Source organism: Paenibacillus wuxiensis (assembly GCF_040195695.1).
GTDB lineage: Bacteria > Bacillota > Bacilli > Paenibacillales > Paenibacillaceae > Paenibacillus_B > Paenibacillus_B suaedae.
Genome location: NZ_JBEFZI010000004.1, coordinates 387,839 through 406,383 on the forward strand (window position 1 = coordinate 387,839; position 18,545 = coordinate 406,383).

Genomic DNA, 18,545 nt, shown 5'->3' on the forward strand with positions numbered 1-18,545 from the left:
GGGACATGTGGAAACGATTATTTCCTGACTGCCGCATCGAGTCACGAGGCGAATCTGTTCATGTCCGAACGTTGGAACCAAAATATTATGAGGAAATCTCACGCATGAGCGAGTCATGGATGCCTGTGGGGCTCTATGAAGCGACGCTTTTTTCGGCCCATGGATATGCTGATTTTTTGCGTGCTTCGCTTGCTATCCCTCCGTCTCGTTTCACTTCGCATTTTATTGGGATATATACGAATGCGAATTCCCTGATTGGCTTCGCAGAATGGAGACTGCTCGATGACATCTTATTTCTGAACAATTTCTACGTATCTGCTCTGTTCAGAGGAAGAGGCATCGGCTCCCATGTGATTCGACAGGCAAGCATTCACGCCGCGAAGGAGGGCTTCTCTTCCGTGCAGCTTGATGCATTCGACACGAACGAATCTGCCATTCGGCTATATGAGCGGAACGGATTCGTTCGACAGCATGCTTATTATTGGTATGCAAGTGCTCCGCTGCATCAATGGATGGACGTAGAAGCGGAAGAGAGCAGCTTGGATTATATGATTCAAGACTGGCCGCAAGCGGTAGCCAGCCTCGAAGGGTATGGCTATGGATTCTTTCGCGTGAGCTTCGATCATCAAGAAGAACGAATTGTGCTTATGAAGGAGAATTATTTCCGTATGCGCTTGAAAGCTGCAATGAATAAGGATGTGCTTGCTCTGCTTGCACGTCTTGCCCCGCATCGAAGAGTGCTTGTGTCAGACGGAGGGGAAGAGCCGCCTCACTCCGGCATGGAACAGTTGGCTGTAGCGTTTCGCATGGTGAAGCCATTGTCTTGATAAGATGAGGACAGGAAGGGTTAAGGGCCATGATTATAACAATACCTGCATTGTTCGTACCCGAACGAACATATATCATTCAACAATTGGTCGGCGATATGCTCGGATTACCGTATCAACTCGTCGCGGACAATGATAAGGATCAGTCGCCCTATATCCGGTTCGCACTGTCGAACGGGAGAAGCCTGTATATCAGAGATGCCTTCTTTGCTCAATATGAGGATGGATTGTCTTACTTGTCCGCGGATACGAGCCAACTACGTGTGTCCTATGCCAACTCCAGATTTGCTCCCGAAGGGGATTTGCCCGTATGGTTCGGGAGAGGGGAATGGCGAGTGGATGGAGGGGACTTGTATTGCGAAGCAGATCTGCTGGCTGCTTGCTTTTTTATGCTCACTCGATGGGAAGAGTGCGCGAACATAAGAGACCGTCATGAACGGTTCCCCTCATCCGGCAGTTTGGCTGTTCGGAGCCGCTTCTGGCAGCGTCCTGTTGTGAATGAGATGGCTGAGATGCTCTGGAATATGCTCATTGAAGTAGGGTTGGAGGCAGAACGAACAGATCGTCCCTCTGAATTGATTGTGACGCATGATGTGGATGATTTGCGATATTGGGACGGTATGAAGCGTCTTATTCGGAGTATGGCAAGAGGCTTGGCCAACTTGAGTCCATTGGCTCCCATTCGAAGCATGCTGGAATACATACAAGTAAAGTCAGGTAGATGTGCCGACCCGTACGATACCTTTGATTGGCTGATGGATCTGTCTGAGCAGGCAGGGGTTCAATCCAGGTTCTATTTTATGGCGGGGGGCACGACCTTTTACGACAATCGATATGATGTCCGGGGAGAACTCGCTCGTTCGGTGCTCAAGCGTGTACGTGAGCGCGGTCATATCGTCGGATTCCACCCCAGCTATGATGCATACTGCAATGAAGAGTTGTTCTTGCAAGAGAAGGAGCGGCTTCAAGAGGCGGCGGGATGCGTGGTTACAGAGGGAAGGCATCATTATTTGCGCTTCCGTGTTCCGGATACATGGGGCATATGGGAGCGAGCCGGGATGAAAATAGACAGTACGATTGGGTATGCCGATGAAATCGGGTTTCGCAGCGGAATCTGCCATTCATACCGTGTCTTTGATATTCATGCCAGACAGCCTTTATCTCTACAAGAGCTCCCTCTAACCGCAATGGAGGTAAGCCTTGGCGGTTATCAAGGACTTGAACCCGCTCAGATGTTTGAGCAGATGAATAACCTTCTAGGAGTCGTGTATCGATATCGCGGACAGTTCGTTTTATTGTGGCACAACTCCAACATTCGCAACTCGTTCTGGAAGCCATATGCGAATTACTATCATTCGTTCGTCATTCAAGGAGGGTGTCCAATTGGGTAATGTTCAAATACTGTCGCCTGACGATAGGAAGCAATGGGATGAGCTTGCCATGAGTATAGTGGATCCGGACATATATTGGTTATCAGGCTATTGCTCCTTATACGAGAGCGGACAGGAAGAATCGGCACGTCTATTTATTTACAAAGAAGATACCGGAACTGTCATCTATCCATTTGTTCTCAGGCAAGTCAATACTCTACCGCATATTAAGCGCTTATGGGAAGACGCTCCGGAAATGTACGACATCATTACCCCATACGGTTATGGAGGGCCTATATGCACTTCCTTACATGATGAAGATCGTAATGGATTGCTTGGGCGATTTCAGCAAGCCTTCTCCAGCTATTGTAAGGAACAAAAAATTATAACGGAGTTTGTCAGATTTCATCCTCTTTATCGCAATCATCAGGATTACATGGATGTGGATCCGTGCTTCGTGCGCAATACGATCAGTGTAGATTTAGAGCCGGCGGTAGACGATATTTTCGCCAAGTTCAGCTCCAAGAACCGGAATCGAATTCGTGTATCTTTGAAATCTGGACTTTTTGGACGGCAGGAAACGATGACGTTAGAACGGCTTCAATCTTTCATTGATATGTATTATCACACGATGGATCGTGTGAAGGCCCAGGCCAGCTATTACTTTACCGAACAATACTTTTATGACATGCTGGATCGCCTATCCGATCAGCTCACCATGCTGGGAATATACGCGGAAGACGAGTTGGTTTGTGCATCGATATTTTTGCATGAAGGTGAACATGTGCACTATCATCTGCTCGCTTCCAATGAGCGATATTTTTCTTGCGCGCCCAATAATTTTTTGCTGTACTTCGCCATACAGCACTTCAAGGAACGAGGATTCAAGAAGATTCATTTAGGCGGCGGTTATACGGGCAATGATTCCTTGTATCGCTTCAAGAAAGGGTTCAATAATCATGAACCATTGGACTTCTATGTTGGAAGGAAAGTACGAGATCCCTACCTATACAAATTATTAAAAAGCAAATTTAATGGTATTACGGAGAGCGAGTATTTCCCATTTTATCGCGACCCTTCACTTATGGCGGTTGGGATTGACTCAGCAGAGGTGACCCAGTATGTCTAAGCCTTATATATATCTGTCTCCTCCGCATATGGGAGATGAAGAACGGATTAAGATCGATGAGGCATTTGCTAGTAATTGGTTGTCCTCCGTCGGTCCGCATATTCAGGCATTTGAAGAAGAAGTGGCCCATTATGTAGGGGCGCAAGGAGCAGTTGCGCTAAGCTCAGGGACGGCGGCCATCCATTTGGCTTTACGGCTGGCCGGGGTAGAAGCGGGCGATTATGTGCTATGTTCCACGTTTACCTTTATAGCTAGTGTGAATCCTATCTTGTACTTGAACGGGATTCCTGTATTTGTTGATTCGGAGCCGAATTCCTGGAATATGTCGCCAGAGGCGCTGGAACGGGCATGTGAGCAGCTTGCGCAAGAGGGGAAGACGCCGAAAGCTGCTGTCATCGTTCATCTCTATGGGCAGAGCGCAGATATGGATGCAATTATGACTATCTGCAATCGTTATGGCATTATTGTGGTGGAAGATGCAGCAGAGTCGCTAGGTACGACCTATCGTGGCAGACATTGTGGGACAATCGGTCATTTCGGCATCTATTCGTTCAACGGCAATAAGCTCATTACCACATCCGGAGGGGGAATGCTGGTGAGCAGCGACCCCGTGGCACTTAGAAAGGCCAGACATTGGGCGACTCAGGCTAAAGAGGATCTGCCGTACTATGAGCATTATGAGATGGGGTACAATTACCGGATGAGCAATGTGCTGGCAGGAATTGGACGTGGTCAGCTCACCGTGATTGAAGGGCGAATTGCCGCAAGAAGGGCTGTATATCAGCGGTATCGGAGTGTATTGGAAGCTTATGATGGTATTCGACTGATATCAGAACCTACCTACGGAAGATCGACTTGCTGGCTTACGGTTATCTTGGTTGACTGCAAGCGTACGGGGACGTATCCGCTCTCGATCAAAACTGCTCTGCAGCAGAACGGCATCGAGTCACGTCTCGTATGGAAGCCGATGCATCTGCAGCCGATGTTCCACTCCAGCTTATATTTCCCTCACGAATCGCATCTTAGTGTGTCCGAGCAATTGTTTGCACAAGGGCTATGCTTGCCATCCGGCTCGAATCTGACGAGTGCCGAACAGGATCGGGTGGTCGATGTCGTTTTGGAACATTTACAGCAGAATGCGATTTATCGGCAAAGTGTGTAGAACAGGAAGAGGCTTAGAAGCCGAGTGAAGAAGGAATCACCCGGCTGCCCATACCATTTTTTTATAAGTGCGTGTTCAAAAAGGCTGGTTTTCAGCACCGAGAAAGTTGGATGAAGCTAGGGCATGAGGAGCGGAGCGTACGTTTTGGGTACATGAGCACCGGAAGGCCCGGCTGAATTCAAGATTCGATGCCGAGCCCACTTCATGATTTACTTCGTGATCAAAAGCGGACTTTTTGAACAACCTCTATAAGCCTGTATAGGATCTTTTTTCTATCCACTGATTGGGTGCCTGAATGCATTGCCAGCCTTCTACAACATATTTGCTGCCGTCGGTGCCGAGCAGCGAGAGATTATCGTTCAAGATCATTCGCCCTTTATCCCATTGTCCTGCAGTAGGCGGCTGCGTGCCAAGATTCACACCAGGAATGATCTCTTCGTAGCCAGACCAGACCGCTGCCGTGCAGTCGATGCTGTAAATGCAGAAACTCTTGATGCGCAGCGGCTGTGTTCCTCCTGATAACAAGACGCGTATCATAGTGACATCAGAATGAACACGGAAATAGAAGTCTTTGTTGGAATCAGAGCCGGTAATATAACCGCCTATTGCTCCACCCCCGGGTGCGGTTGTGTTGAAGTAGGGCTCTGCGTTGGAGGAGCCTTTGACTGTTGCTTCATTTTGAATAGTGCTTCCTAGAATGTTGCCGTTTGCATCGTAGCAGATGACAATGACGCGTCCCCCATATCCAGCGATCGTATCTTTTTGTACAATAAATCGCTTGGCTTTGGAGGTGTTGATGAATACGCCGATTGCTGGCTGAATAAGCTCTACATATTCATTGGCGAGCGTCATTGCTCCAGATTTCAGAACTGTGGACGTGCGAGAAGTGGCGACATTAACGCGTGGAATATTGACTAAGCTATTCCCATTGTAGTAGCAGGCTATTTTATTCAGGGGACCGGATAGGAAGATCATGTTTCCTTTTGTATTGATTAATTTGGATTTGCGTGAGGAGTACACGGATACAGGATAACGGCTTCGATCATCGATATTGCTTCCGTTCAGTTCTCCATAACCGACATTGAACACGTTATTCGAAGACGAGTTGAACACCCGTACAAAGGTTGTATTATTGTCCTCGTTGCGCATATCTTGGAATTTATTTTGCTCACCGTGATAGATCAGAAGCGGGACTGCTTCGGCATTGCCCGTAAGGTAGGATTGGCCAAGCTCGAAGCTAGGCTTGATAAAGACATTGTTGTTATTGTACAAGTACGAATTATCAGGCGATACAATGCGAATTCCGTAACGGCTTGCATTTGTATTGACCTGACTCCAGCATCCAAACCTTCCATTCTCAAATAAATTTTCATTGACCCAGCCAGAACGAACAGCCGACAAATCCAGCGCAATCTTATTATTCATGATTTGTCCAAGTGTCAGCTTGTTGAAGGAGAATCCTTTACTATTTCCCTTAGCTTGCAGACCGATTGTGAAGCCATCGACCCCTACAATGTCGACATTACATGAGATGAAGTTGGTCAGAATGATGCCGATGTTCCCTTCGTTGCTCCAGTCGGATACTTGAGCATTTCGGACATTCAATTTGTAATCCATCATGGTGGTAGATTCGATGGCATTGCCGATCAGCAGACAAGGTTGAGTGTTGTCTCCCTTATAAATAAGCGGGGCATCCATAATAAGTCTGACGCCGGATGGCACGGTGATTGCTTGGGAGACTACAGCACCTTTGCCGGGAGGAAAGTAGACGCTCATCTGATTGACCGCAGCGAATTGCAGCGCTTTATTGACGGGAGTGGTATCGTCTGCTGCTCCATCATACAAGGCTCCGAAGTTCTGCGGAGTAACAAAGCTCGGATTAAGCATAGGCGGACACATCCTCTTCTATCGGAATAGTAGCTTGTTTTTTATACAATATGAAACGCCCTACTAGAAAGTGATGACAGCAAATGTCACGATATATGAGTAAGGAGATTACATATATGACAACTTATAGAATTGATTGGAAATGGAAGTTAATTATTGTTTCTTTCATTATTGCTGTACTATATTTTTGTATCGATTTCGTGCTTATGAACAGTCCGCATGCAGCAGGTCAGTCCAGGAGCAATTACTATACAGCAGAAAAACGCCAAGCTGTTCAGGACAATGTGAAAATGTATAAATGGGCGCGGGATGAAAGGGATGCAAGCATAAGAAGGGCGAAAAAATATATAGATTTGAGCTACGAAGAGCTATGGTCGATGATTACCACGCAGGCCTTGCCGAGAAGCTATGATGTGAATGAAGAGATGGGAAGTGTGATAGGTGGTCAGAAGGGGCCTCGTGATGACCGTTCAAGCTACGAAATTAATCCTGTGGCGAAGCCGTGGAAAGTAAAGGATAAATCGAATGGAATGATGTTCCCAACGAATGATTTCGCTTCATACTACCGGAGCGGCTTAGATGATAAGGGAGGATTTGATCCGAAGCGCGCCGACCGCAAATATTTGGTGAATACGCTGTATCCGGACAAAGGCACGGCATTTGGCGTCGATGACGGCAGTGGATATGTTGATGAAAAAGGCAACAAGTATACGTTTATCGCGTTCTACAATCATTGGGTATGGAGTCAGTGGTTAACTGATGCATTGCGTTCGCTGCGTGAAGCCTACTTATATACGGGAAATGAGAAGTACGCTTATAGCGGCCTGATTCTATTAGATCGTGTAGCCGATGTGTATCCTGATATGGACGTCTCCGTGTATCGGTGGGAGGATGGGTTCAAAAATGCGCACGGCGGGACGGGACAGGGAAAAGTATTGGGATCAATTGCTGAAGTTACACTGACGGAGCAGCTGCTCCTCAGTTACGATGCCTTTTTACCCGTACTCCAGAAGAAGACTGCTCCATACTTGTCCTTTTTGCAAAAGAAAGCCGCTCGTTACAGCCTTCCCTCATCGAAGGGAACAGCCGACAGTATAAAGCAAAACTTTGAGAATCGTATCATTCGTCAAATTGTGCCTGCTGTCAAGAAAGCGCAGATCTCAGGCAACTTCGGATCTCATCAGAATGTGATTGCACTAGCGGCTATTACCTTGGATCAGCTTCCTGAATCTGCGGAGTGGATTCAATTTGCGCTGCAGTCAGGGCAGTTGGAGCGTGTAGCGGGCGGCGGATGGAGAATAAGCGGCGGGGGCGTCTATGACGTTCTGGCGAATCGTATTGATCGCGATGGCTATGGTGATGAAGCTTCCCCTGAATACAATGTGACTTGGTTGGAACGAATGAACAGTTTGGCGGATATTTTGGACAGCTATGAGCGCGTCCCAAGCGCGGATTTGTATAAGCATCCGAAGGTGAAGAAGATGTTCTATGCCTTTCTTGATCTTGTGATGCAAGGCAAGGACACACCCAATATCGGGGATTCTGGCTCGATAGGCAAAGATAATATTTGGGCGAAGCGGGACTTGGTATGGAGGGCATTTGTTAAATATCGCGATCCTTTATTTGCCCAGGCAGCATTTCTATTGAATGGAAACCGAACGGAAGGGATTACAAATGATTTGTTCCAGCCGAAGATGGAAGCACTGCTTGCTCAGTTCCGGAAAGTCGTACAATCTCAGGGCAGCTATAAGTTCAAAAGTATCAATTTAACGGGATATGGATACACAGCTTTGAGGCATGGGGATATTGAGGCTTGGTTGTACTATGGGCGAAATGGCACATCCCACGCTCATCGGGATGCGCTGAATATCGGCTTATATGGGTTCGGTCTAGATATGGCCCCGGATCTAGGTTACGTGACCTTCGCTGATGATAACATTTTGCGCAGACGCTGGGAATCGAACACCATATCGCATAATACAGTTGTGTTCAATAAGGAAGGACAGCAGCCAAATTCATGGGTTGGCATTCCACGTCATTTTGATGACGGCAAATACGCCAAATTAATCGATGTGGAGGCGCCCTATGCGTACGAGGGGGCTGACGTGTATCGAAGGACGTTCGCTCTTATTCCCATTGATGATCGAGTTGCCTATGCCGTTGATTTCTTCCGCGTCAAGGGGGCGGGTGAACAAGTGTCAAGCTTTCACGGCATGGAAGGAACGGTCGAGACAGGTGGGCTGAAATTAGTGGAGCAGAAGTCAGGCACGTATGCTGGCGAACAGATTCCTCTTGCAGATCCTGCCTATTCGGAGCAGAGCAAGAGTGGATATAACTATTTGTACAATGTCCGTAAGGACAAGGATCCGATCGGCCAGTTTTATGCAGAGTGGAAGTCGGCGAAGTCTGTGTCATATAACCGCGTGCAGGTGAAGCCGAATTTGCGGGTTACGATGCTTGGTTCGTATACAGATGCAGCAGTTGCCCAGGGAGATCCACCCCAAAATAAGCCGGGGAATCCTCGGCGACTCGATTATTTATTAACACGGCGTCCTGGCGGGGAGAGCTTGTTCACTTCGATTCTGGAGCCATTCGCGAAGGAACGAACGATCAAAACAATTCGAAGGCTTAGCGTAACCCATCAAGGCGCGGCTGTTCCTGAATGGGAAGCGATGGCCATTGAGGTTGCCCTCCAAAATGGTCGGAAAGATACGATTATTTGCAGTCTGGAATCGAATCGGGAATACCAATTGGAGAACGGACTGTCATTCAAGGGCTTTTTTGGACTGACAAGTATGTCGTCTAAGGGGGCGAAGGTTCAGTATGCACACGATGGAACGTGGCTGCAGAACGATGGCGGCAAGCAGGAGTCCAAATCGGAAGCAGAGCGCTTAGTAGGGAAAGTTGCTGGATTTACAACAGGGTGGAGCCTTGATAATCGTTTGGAACTCAAATTTGAAAATTTGGCATCGTTCGATGTGAAGAAACTAGTTGGTGCTACGGTGTATGTTGACAATCATTCGGTGACTTCATCGAACTCTGCAGCTGTACGGAATGCGGCTTACACGATTAAGAGTGTAATCAAGCAGGAAGGCAGTCATGTGGTCGTCAGTCTTGGCAATACGACCTTTATTCAACAACAGATCGGCGATAGATTCATCTACGATATTCAGGCAGGGCAGTCGTTTGTTATCCCTCTATCGCAAGTACGCCAATTCTAGCGGAATGACAAAGGAAGGGTACGAGAATGAACATTATCCATACTGCGATCAAGCGCTGGCGCGTGCTCACCGGCCAGGGATCCTTTGTTAAGAACGTTATTATTATGCTTAGCGGGACGGCTGCCGCCCAAGGAATAGGGATTGTTCTATCCCCCCTCTTGGCACATTTGTATACACCTGAGCAATATGGTGAGCTGGCTGTTTATATGTCTATACTGGCGATTTCTGTTTTGTTCGGAAGCTTGGGGTTTGAACGAGCGATACCGATGGAGGAGGACGAAGAGCATATCCCCTATATCGTAACTTTTTGTTTTTTGCTTCTCGTTCTTCTCACCGGTGTGTTCTTGGCAGCGATTATTTTGTTTGCGCCGATGATAACTGATTCGTTCAGAATTGGAATGATCGTGTACCTGCTTCCTATATCCTTCTTCGGTTATGGCCTCTATAATACGTTAAATTATTGGGCGCTCCGAACGAGAAGCTATGGACCGCTAGCCAGAACGAAATGGGTGCAGGGGATGGGGGGAATCCTTATCCAGTTGGCTGCTCCGTTCGTCGGATTGGGCAGAGTCGGACTCGTATTGGGCGAAGTATTTGGACGCGTAGCAGGAACGGGAACACTGTACACGTTATTTCATAAGCAATTCCGGCCCGGCCAATGGGCCCGTCAAGCGAATTGGAGCATTATGAAGAAGATGGCCAGCCGATATCGCAAAATTGCGCTTTATGTGACTGGATCAGGAGTATTCACCTCGATGACACTCCAAATGCTGCCGCTCTTCATGGCGGGATATTATGGGTTGAAGGAAGCGGGCTCCATCGCTCTCGTAGATAAGGTGCTGGGAGGGCCGATACTGCTGCTGAGCATGTCTATCTCGCAAGTGTTCTACGCGGAATCGATGAAGCATGCACGCGAGAATCCGCAGATGCTCGAGCAACTATTCCGGGATACGTTTCGCAAGCTATGTCGAATTGGAGTAGTACCTATTGTTGTAATCGCGGTTGTAGGCCCGCCGTTATTTGTATGGCTGTTCGGTACTGCATGGGAGCCTGCTGCCAAATATGTGCCGGTCTACGCGCTATTGTACGGTGTAAATATTTTGTTTTCTCCGGTATCCGTCATTTTAGAATCCCTTCGCCTGCAGCATTGGAATTTTTGGTGGACGGTTACTCGTTTTCTGGTATTGGCGCTAGGTTTGCTAATCGTCGTATGGCTGCAATTGTCCCCGCTGGCGGCTGCCATCTTGCAAGCCGTGATATTGGGCGTATTCTATTTGATTATTTATCGAATGAGCGCTATCGGCATAAGGAAGCGTAAGGAAGAGTGGATGAATTCCGCTGCAACAGGTGGAACCGATACGACAGTGAATGAACGAGGTGATAGGAGTGAGGCATGACATGACAGTTGAGCTGCATGAAAGAGAGAACTTGGCAGAGAAACGAACGGTTGATATTACGGACATCATGTTGCAATTAGGCATTTTTCGTGCAAGGTGGGAATGTGCTGCGAGTCATTCTGTTGTTCAGATTGCACAAGAGGAATATCATGACGAATAATTGGTCTACTGCGTATCCGTCGCAACTATTCATTGTCTTGCCCAAGCCGGTTCCAGTTCTGATGACAATAGATTGCGTGCATCAGGAGCCTGTTCATCACGCGCGAAGCTGTGAAGTTATGCTTGTCGGGCTTAGCCCGAACTGCTTAACGATGATTACTCATTTGAGATTGCCAATATCGAACCATTATTCATTAGCATTTACATGTGAATTTGACAACGACCGTATGTCCATTCGCGGAAACGTTGTGTGCAAAGAACGGAAGCATGAACAAGAACAGGTTGAATATCAATACACCGTCAAATTTATATTAACCCCTCAGCAGAAAGCAATGCTTACCTCACGACTAAACATTCAACTTTCGAAGGAATGTCCACATTATTCCAAAATGATGAATACGTATAATCAATGTTTTTTGTATAACCCCGATCCTGCTTGGACGCACGTCCAATGGTTCGGCTGACCGTAGAACTGGAATCATCCCGAATATGTGATTGATGGATATATGTCGCACTTTCCCCACATTGAATGTCAATAAGAGGGCGAACGGCATAGAATAGTTATGAGTGGGCGAAAAGCCTCTTCAATCAGTCACGAATTATCTCTCGAAAAGGGAGTTGTCAGGATGAAGGTCAGTCAGACAAAATTACCCGAAGTACTTCTTCTCGAGCCGAATGTGTTCGAGGATGAACGCGGATTTTTTATGGAGAGCTATCACGCACATAAGTGGGAAGAGCTTGGTATAAATTATTCGTTCATGCAGGATAACCATTCCTTATCTGTGCGTGCTGGCACACTGCGAGGTCTTCATTATCAGTTGGATCCTTATGCGCAGACGAAGCTGGTACGGGTTGCAGTCGGGGCCGTCTATGATGTTGCGGTTGATATTCGCAAAGGCTCTTCGACGTTCGGACAATGGGTTGGTGCTATCTTAAGCGCATCAAATCGTCGGCAGCTTCTCGTCCCGCAAGGCTTTGCACATGGTTTCTGTACGCTCGTTCCGAATACAGAGGTTCTATATAAGGTGGATGCTCCCTATCATGCGGCATCCGACCGAGGGATTGCATGGAACGATCCAGCGCTTCATATTGACTGGCCTGTAAGCAAGCCCATCTTGTCCGAGAAGGATGCCAAGCATCCGATGTTAGAAGATGCCGAGCTTCCTGCTTGGAAGGCAGCTCCCAATTCTTGCAATAAGGATGGTGTTGCCGAGTGAACAAGGAAGAGATGAAGGTGCTGGTTACAGGAGCAGGTGGACAACTTGGAATGGAGATGCTGATTGTGCTGCATCGCCATGGCATATCGGCAGTTGGCTACGGGCATCACGATATGGATGTGGCGGATGCGGAGCGAGTGCGGACGGTGATGGAGAAGGAGCGTCCTACACATGTTATCCACGCTGGGGCGTATACGAAGGTAGACTTGGCTGAGTCGGATTCTGACACAGCGTATCGAATTAACAGCTACGGGACGCGCAACGTGGCCGTAGCGGCTAACCGTATTGGTGCAGCACTTGTATATATCAGCACGGATTATGTATTTGATGGGAAGAGTGACTGCCCATACAATGAGTTCCATTCCGTTCGTCCCATCAATATCTATGGGCGTTCGAAGTGGGAAGGCGAGAGATTTGTACGAAATCATCATCCTGCTGCATTTATTGTACGCACCTCTTGGGTTTTCGGCTTGTATGGGGACAACTTCGTCAAAGCGATTCTAAGGAAGGCCCAGACGGAACAAGTGCTGCAAGTCGTTAATGACCAAGTAGGTTCGCCTACGTATACGCTTGATTTGGCGGAGAAGATAGTCGAATTGCTCTACACTACCAAATATGGAACCTATCATATTACGAACAGCGGAAGCTGCTCGTGGCATGAATTCGCTACAGCAATTATCAAGGAGGCAGGCTTGTCTACGATCGTACGCGCGGTGCCCACCTCTCATTTTCCAAGGCCTGCTCGCAGACCTGAATATTCAGTGTTGGAGCCACTAGCGTTGAGGCTTAATGACTTCTCGCTGCTTCGACATTGGAATGAGGCAATACGGCATTTCTTGCAGAAGGATGCTCCTCCCGAGAAATAGAGTGGTAATAGGGTGAAAGGGCAGATCGCACAAGTGAATAAGATGGATCTCGTTATTCGTTGTTTGCTTGCGCGATCTGGCCGGTCGGTTCAAATTTGCACGAACGATCAAGGTGAATAGAGGGGAGCAAGGGGAGGGGAGATGTTTGATAGTACGAAGGAACTCATTGCGAAGATGGCACAAGGTCGTTCTTATCTTACTAGGAGCTATGATATTAATTGTATCTACCGTTCTTCTTATCATATGGAATACGTTGAAGGGAACGGCTGATGCGATGTATGAACCGCTCCCGGAAGGAACGAGAGGGCCATTACTGGAGCAGCCGACATCTAATTCGACGAAGCATGCTGTGCGAGATAGGAACGAGACAGTGCCAGCATCGACACAGGCAGCTATGGGTCTGCCGAATTTATCCGAGCAGAGCCCCTTCACGCTGCTCCTGATCGGGACGGATGAGCGGCCTGGCGATAAGGGGAGATCTGATTCGCTCGCCCTGGTTCTGGTTCACCCGCAGAGTGGTACCTTGTCCTTGCTCAGCATTCCTCGTGATACGAGGACGTCAATCGTAGGCCACCATACGGTTGATAAAATCAATCATGCCTATGCATTTGGCGGAGTTCCAATGACAGTTGCCACGGTGGAACAGCTCTTTAAGGTGCCTGTTCATTATTATGTGAAGACGAATATGAATGGGTTTGTGTCGATGATAGATGCCTTAAACGGCATAGAAGTAGAGAATCGCTTATCATTCACGGACGACGGTATAACTTTCCCGAAGGGCAAGGTGGCGTTGCAAGGGAGAGAAGCACTCGTATATGTTCGGATGCGCAAGCAGGATCCAGATGGCGACTTTGGCCGCATGCAGCGACAGCGCCAAGTGCTGCAGGCGATACTGAACAAGTCGGCCCAACTTGACTCAGCAGGACATTGGATGGATTTGCTCGCACAGGTAAAGGAGAATATCCGTACAAACCTGCAATTTGACGATTGGAAGCAGCTGATGCTTCATTATCGGCCACAATTGACGAGAGTGGAGCAGCAGGTGCTGCAGGGGAAGGGGAAGACGATCAACGGGATCTACTACTTCCTCCCTGATGAAGAACAATTGCAGAAAATAGCCGAATCGATACGCAACCAATTGAAGGGGTAAGCATAAGAATACATAATAGAAAGAGAAGCAAGCGGTTATCCCGCTTGCTTCTCGCTTTCTTTATGACTAGATGCGTTGGCCGCCTCTTGTCGGTTCCCCTTGCTGCCTTTCTTGGATGAGCTAGATTCGGATGAACGTTCCATGAGGCTTGTTCCATTCAGCAATCCGCCTTCCTGGATTAACAGCACTTCCGATAGACAATTGCCGCAGACTTGCCCCGTTGAGGAAATTACTAATTTGCCGCTTGCGTGAATATCGCCAACTACGCTGCCTGCTACAATAATATGATTGGCGGTAAGGGTAGAGTGTGCCTCTCCATGTTCACCAATTGTAATCGTACCACTGCAAGTCACTTCTCCTGTGAACTTGCCGTCAATGCGGATGTTTGCCTCGCAGCGGATTGCGCCTTCTAATTGAGTCCCAGGTGCGATATACGTGTCACTGTGCTTCGGTTGTTGTGTTGAGCGACGGAGCATGCTCGCATAACCTCCTTGAAATGGATCGGGATGACGAAGCTAGGATTGATAAATCGGATACGAGTCGGCACGAGTGCTGAGAGACGTCAATGGTTCGCTTGAACGTCTGGTGCGAATAAGAGGAGTAGGGATAGATTTCTTGGAACTTGCAGTCTCATACAGAGCGTTGCGTACATAAGGAAACGGATCGATCGGTTCGCCGCGCTGTACAATTTGAAAATGAAGATGAGGCCCTGTACTTCGTCCGGTATTCCCAAGCTTGGCAATATGGTCGCCTTTCGCCACTGTGTCATTTACGTCGCTGAGGATCGACTGTAGATGCATATACCAGGTGTCTAGTTGATTGACATGGCGGATGACGATATAGTTGCCGCGTGCTGGCTGAAATCCGGCCTCAATGACCTTGCCGTCAGCTGCGGCATAGACGGGGTCGCCCAGCTCGCCGCCGATGTCGAGTCCCGCATGGAAGGCGGCTCGGCCATGCATTGGATCTTGGCGATAGCCGAAGCTGGATGTGATACGGCGTGACTTCGTCGGCCAGATGGACGGCGTTCCTGCGATCGTCGATTGTCTGTTCTGTGCTTGCTTCAAGGTAGTCGGAACAGAACGCTGCATTGTATTCAACATGTCACTTACTTGCTTGAGATCGATGCGAGAGCGGTTTGCCAAATTAAGAATTTGATCCGTGCTTGCCTCGATGTCTTCGCCGCCAACCTGAATGCGTTCATTCCAACCAGAGGATTGTGAGGGGGCGGATAGCATAGCTGAATGTTTGGATGCATCCGAAGGAGCGATGTATCCTTCGACGAATTGCTGAAGCTGCTTCTCCAGGGAACTCATCTGCTCCAATCGATCTTTGACGGATTCTGCTTGGGAAGACAAGCGGATGACTTCATTTTTCAGAAGACGAATGGCCTCGTCTTTGTCCTTAACGGTGACGTCCAAGGCCGTAGTCTGGGAAGTCACTTGTCCCTGAAGCTCTTGAATATGTGCGGTAGATTTCCACTGCATAGCCAGAAAGAGTCCAGATATCGATATGACTGCCGCAATCGGGACGGAGACAACTAGCATTTTCGATACACTGACCTGCTTCACTGCTTGATCTGCATCACGAATGACAAGCAGTGTCATCGATCCATTCCACCAATGCCGTTTCATCCTATCACCTCAACTTTAGACGCGTCATCAAGCATTCCCCCTTCCCGGGTTAGCTTGCTGCTCGCGCACGATTCGTATGCTCGCAAGAAAGTTGTCTATTGATCTCTATTCAACGATTCCTCAAAACATACCTTTTTTCGTGGACGCGTCACTTGTTCTCTGTCTTGGTTGGCGCCAAAGTTTCAGAAGAAGTAGAGCCTTGTTGTGGATTTCGATAGCTTTCGGCTTGTAAATAGAGTGTTACAGATCGTTGTTCTCCGGTCGTACTTTCTTCTTGCTTTACGACATACCCTTCTCCGATGATGGTGGCTTTGCGATCAAGCAACTGACAGATGGTAAGTGCATCTCGCAGCGACAATCCGGCAAGCGAAGGGAGGGGAATGTCCTTCTCCTTGCTTGTTAGTAAATAGACTGGCTGCTGTTCATACAGCTCTTCACCCTGCTGCGGATATTGTTCAAGCACTCGCGTACCTTTTCCAAGCACAACGGCATGCATGCGTCTATCTTTGATAGCCTGCACGGAGTCCTTTACCGGTTTTGATTTATAATTTCCTACGACAGCTGTATTCTTCACTTCCACTTTGCTGTTGATCTTTACCGGTGGTTCAGAACCTTCATCGTTAGTAGGGAGTAGACTTGGATCGGGCTTAATCCCCATATATTGAAGCGTACTGAGCATGATGGAGCGGAAGGCGGGCATAGCGACCTGACCACCCAAGGTGAAGTCACCCCCAAGATCGGGCTCATCCACTACAATCGCGACGACAGCCTTCGGGTTATCGGCCGGTGCGTAGCCGACAAATGAAATAAGCCAATTTCCTTTCTTATAGCCTCGCTTGGCTGGTTTCTGTGCAGTTCCGGTCTTGCCAGCTACCCGATAGCCATCAATGATAGCGGGCTTGCCAGTCCCTTTTAGGATAACTTGCTCCAAGCGCTCTGTGACCTCTCTCGCAGTGGCAGGGGAGACGACCTGACGCTCAGTCTGAGCGTTAGGAGCGGAGTCATTCTTCAGAATACTCGGCTGCATCCATTTCCCGCCGTTCGCGATGCTGGCATAGGCGGCAGCAAGCTGGAGTGTGTTTACGCGAACACTACCTTGCCCGAAGGTCGCGGTTGCAACCTCGGAGGGACGCTCAAATCGAACAAGAGGCGCTGCCTCTCCACTTAATTCGATGCCTGTTGGATGTGTAAATCCGAAGCGGTCAATATAGTTGTACAGCTTCTCCTTGCCGAGCTTCTCCAGGCCCAGTTTGACGAAGGCGACATTACTTGATTTCTCCAATCCTTGCTGGTAGCTGATCGTTCCCCAGCCATCCTTCTTCACATCGTGAATGACGTTGCCGGGAACCTTGATCGAGCCAGAGACAAATGTATCGTCCGGTCGGAATACGTTCTCCTCAATGGCAGCCGCAAGCGTAACGATCTTGAACGTTGATCCAGGCTCGTATCCGAAATGTATGGTATCGTTCGTCAAGGCGCCAATATTCGATATATCCCAGTATCGGTTCGGATTGAAATCCGGTTTCGAGGACATAGCCAGCACTTCCATCGAATGCGGATCCATAACAACGGCCATGGCTCTGGCAGGCTGCCATTGCTTCATGACACGAGTCATGGCCTCGTCTACGAACCGCTGAACCTCGATATCAATCGTAAGCGTTACGGACTGACCGTCAATGGGCGATGTTGTCGAACGGCTTGCCAGTGCAATGGGGTTGCCGCGATTATCCCTCAGAAATGCTGCCTTGCCATTAACGCCTTGCAGCTGTTCATTGAATTTGCCTTCAATGCCGGATACAGCTTGTCCTTCTTTATTGATATATCCGAGTACGTGAGCGGCTAATTGATTATAGGGGTAATAACGCTTGGAGGACTTCATTAATCCAACCCCATAATCAGGGAAATGCAGCCACTCTCCATAATCCAATTCTTTGCCGAAGAGGGTGCGGAAATCATCGAGCTTCGAATAGTCCATGAGCCAGCCTTCTGTGCGCACTTCGACTTGGCGCTGCTTCGTTCGGCTAATGAGATCATTGAGCTCGGGAAGAGGTTTGCCCGTTATTTGATGAAGCCCATCGGCAACTCGACTTTGCTGCTTCAGATGCTCGATCTCCTGCGGGAAAACCACCAGATTATATGCTGAGGCTTCGAGAGCAAGCGGCTTCTGGTTTCGATCATATATTGTGCCTCTTTTGGCCAGAAGAACCTCGCTGCGCGCCCAGGTCTTTACATTGTGTTCCATGTAGAAATCATAACTGATGACTTGAATCCAGAACGTGCGTATGATTAAGACGAGAAAAACAAATACCATGATCATACCTAGTGCAAATACGCGCAATCGAATTCTGCGGTTCATGATCGACTGATCCTCCATGGAAAGTGTTGGGGTAGTAATATTTACTGTACATGGAGTGTGGTTATTGTACAAGAGGATACAATGGAAAAAACGCAGTACTGTTCGTGTGAACCATCAAATGATCTGGAATGGATAGGAATATGGTATAAATAGAAGACGTCACATTACGG

Annotated in this window: 15 protein-coding genes; 11 read left to right on the forward strand and 4 right to left on the reverse strand. The window is 48.3% G+C overall.

Annotated elements, in window-relative coordinates:
• Positions 1-5: 5 nt before the first annotated feature.
• From ABN764_RS10780 to ABN764_RS10795, 4 genes are read left to right on the forward strand one after another with little or no spacing between them, the layout of a single operon-like run.
• Positions 6-827, forward strand: coding sequence for a GNAT family N-acetyltransferase (locus ABN764_RS10780; RefSeq protein ID WP_446671868.1), 822 nt, complete (start codon positions 6-8; stop codon positions 825-827).
• Between the two features lie 29 nt (positions 828-856).
• Positions 857-2,218 carry a polysaccharide deacetylase family protein gene (locus ABN764_RS10785; protein ID WP_446671869.1) on the forward strand — a complete coding sequence of 454 codons (1,362 nt, stop codon included), beginning with the start codon at positions 857-859 and terminating at the stop codon, positions 2,216-2,218.
• Positions 2,211-3,326 (forward strand): lipid II:glycine glycyltransferase FemX, encoded by a 1,116-nt coding sequence (locus ABN764_RS10790; protein ID WP_446671870.1) that lies wholly within the window; start codon positions 2,211-2,213, stop codon positions 3,324-3,326. Before ABN764_RS10785 ends, ABN764_RS10790 begins: the two co-directional genes overlap by 8 nt.
• Complete coding sequence (locus ABN764_RS10795; RefSeq protein ID WP_268623617.1) at positions 3,319-4,488, forward strand: DegT/DnrJ/EryC1/StrS family aminotransferase; 1,170 nt, start codon at positions 3,319-3,321, stop codon at positions 4,486-4,488. The genes ABN764_RS10790 and ABN764_RS10795 overlap by 8 nt, the downstream gene beginning before the upstream one ends.
• Before the next feature lie 246 nt (positions 4,489-4,734).
• Here ABN764_RS10795 and ABN764_RS10800 read toward each other — a convergent pair whose 3' ends face one another.
• Positions 4,735-6,375 carry a hypothetical protein gene (locus ABN764_RS10800; protein WP_446671871.1) on the reverse strand — a complete coding sequence of 547 codons (1,641 nt, stop codon included), beginning with the start codon at positions 6,373-6,375 and terminating at the stop codon, positions 4,735-4,737.
• Between the two features lie 116 nt (positions 6,376-6,491).
• Between ABN764_RS10800 and ABN764_RS10805 the strand changes: the two genes are divergently transcribed.
• From ABN764_RS10805 to ABN764_RS10835, 7 genes are all read left to right on the forward strand, one after another.
• On the forward strand, positions 6,492-9,596 hold the full coding sequence (locus ABN764_RS10805; protein WP_446671872.1) for a heparinase II/III domain-containing protein: 3,105 nt from the start codon (positions 6,492-6,494) through the stop codon (positions 9,594-9,596).
• 26 nt (positions 9,597-9,622) lie between these two features.
• Positions 9,623-10,993, forward strand: coding sequence for a lipopolysaccharide biosynthesis protein (locus ABN764_RS10810; RefSeq protein WP_446671873.1), 1,371 nt, complete (start codon positions 9,623-9,625; stop codon positions 10,991-10,993).
• Position 10,994: 1 nt separating this feature from the next.
• Positions 10,995-11,153, forward strand: coding sequence for a hypothetical protein (locus ABN764_RS10815; protein WP_174809408.1), 159 nt, complete (start codon positions 10,995-10,997; stop codon positions 11,151-11,153).
• Positions 11,143-11,616, forward strand: coding sequence for a hypothetical protein (locus tag ABN764_RS10820; protein ID WP_446671874.1), 474 nt, complete (start codon positions 11,143-11,145; stop codon positions 11,614-11,616). Before ABN764_RS10815 ends, ABN764_RS10820 begins: the two co-directional genes overlap by 11 nt.
• A 162-nt stretch (positions 11,617-11,778) precedes the next feature.
• A complete protein-coding gene (gene rfbC / locus ABN764_RS10825; protein ID WP_021254348.1) occupies positions 11,779-12,369 on the forward strand; it encodes a dTDP-4-dehydrorhamnose 3,5-epimerase in 591 nt (196 codons plus the stop codon).
• Complete coding sequence (gene rfbD, locus ABN764_RS10830; protein WP_028531643.1) at positions 12,366-13,235, forward strand: dTDP-4-dehydrorhamnose reductase; 870 nt, start codon at positions 12,366-12,368, stop codon at positions 13,233-13,235. Before rfbC ends, rfbD begins: the two co-directional genes overlap by 4 nt.
• A gap of 145 nt (positions 13,236-13,380) precedes the next feature.
• Positions 13,381-14,385: an LCP family glycopolymer transferase gene (locus tag ABN764_RS10835; protein ID WP_446671875.1), complete on the forward strand. Its 1,005-nt coding sequence runs from the start codon at positions 13,381-13,383 to the stop codon at positions 14,383-14,385.
• Positions 14,386-14,420: 35 nt separating this feature from the next.
• Here the strand turns inward: ABN764_RS10835 and ABN764_RS10840 are convergent, their stop codons facing one another.
• From ABN764_RS10840 to ABN764_RS10850, 3 genes are all read right to left on the reverse strand, one after another.
• Positions 14,421-14,861, reverse strand: a complete 441-nt coding sequence (locus ABN764_RS10840; protein ID WP_446671876.1) for a bactofilin family protein — start codon at positions 14,859-14,861, stop codon at positions 14,421-14,423.
• Between the two features lie 39 nt (positions 14,862-14,900).
• Positions 14,901-16,019: a M23 family metallopeptidase gene (locus tag ABN764_RS10845; RefSeq protein WP_446671877.1), complete on the reverse strand. Its 1,119-nt coding sequence runs from the start codon at positions 16,017-16,019 to the stop codon at positions 14,901-14,903.
• A gap of 148 nt (positions 16,020-16,167) precedes the next feature.
• A complete protein-coding gene (locus ABN764_RS10850; RefSeq protein WP_446671878.1) occupies positions 16,168-18,375 on the reverse strand; it encodes a penicillin-binding transpeptidase domain-containing protein in 2,208 nt (735 codons plus the stop codon).
• Positions 18,376-18,545: the final 170 nt, after the last annotated feature.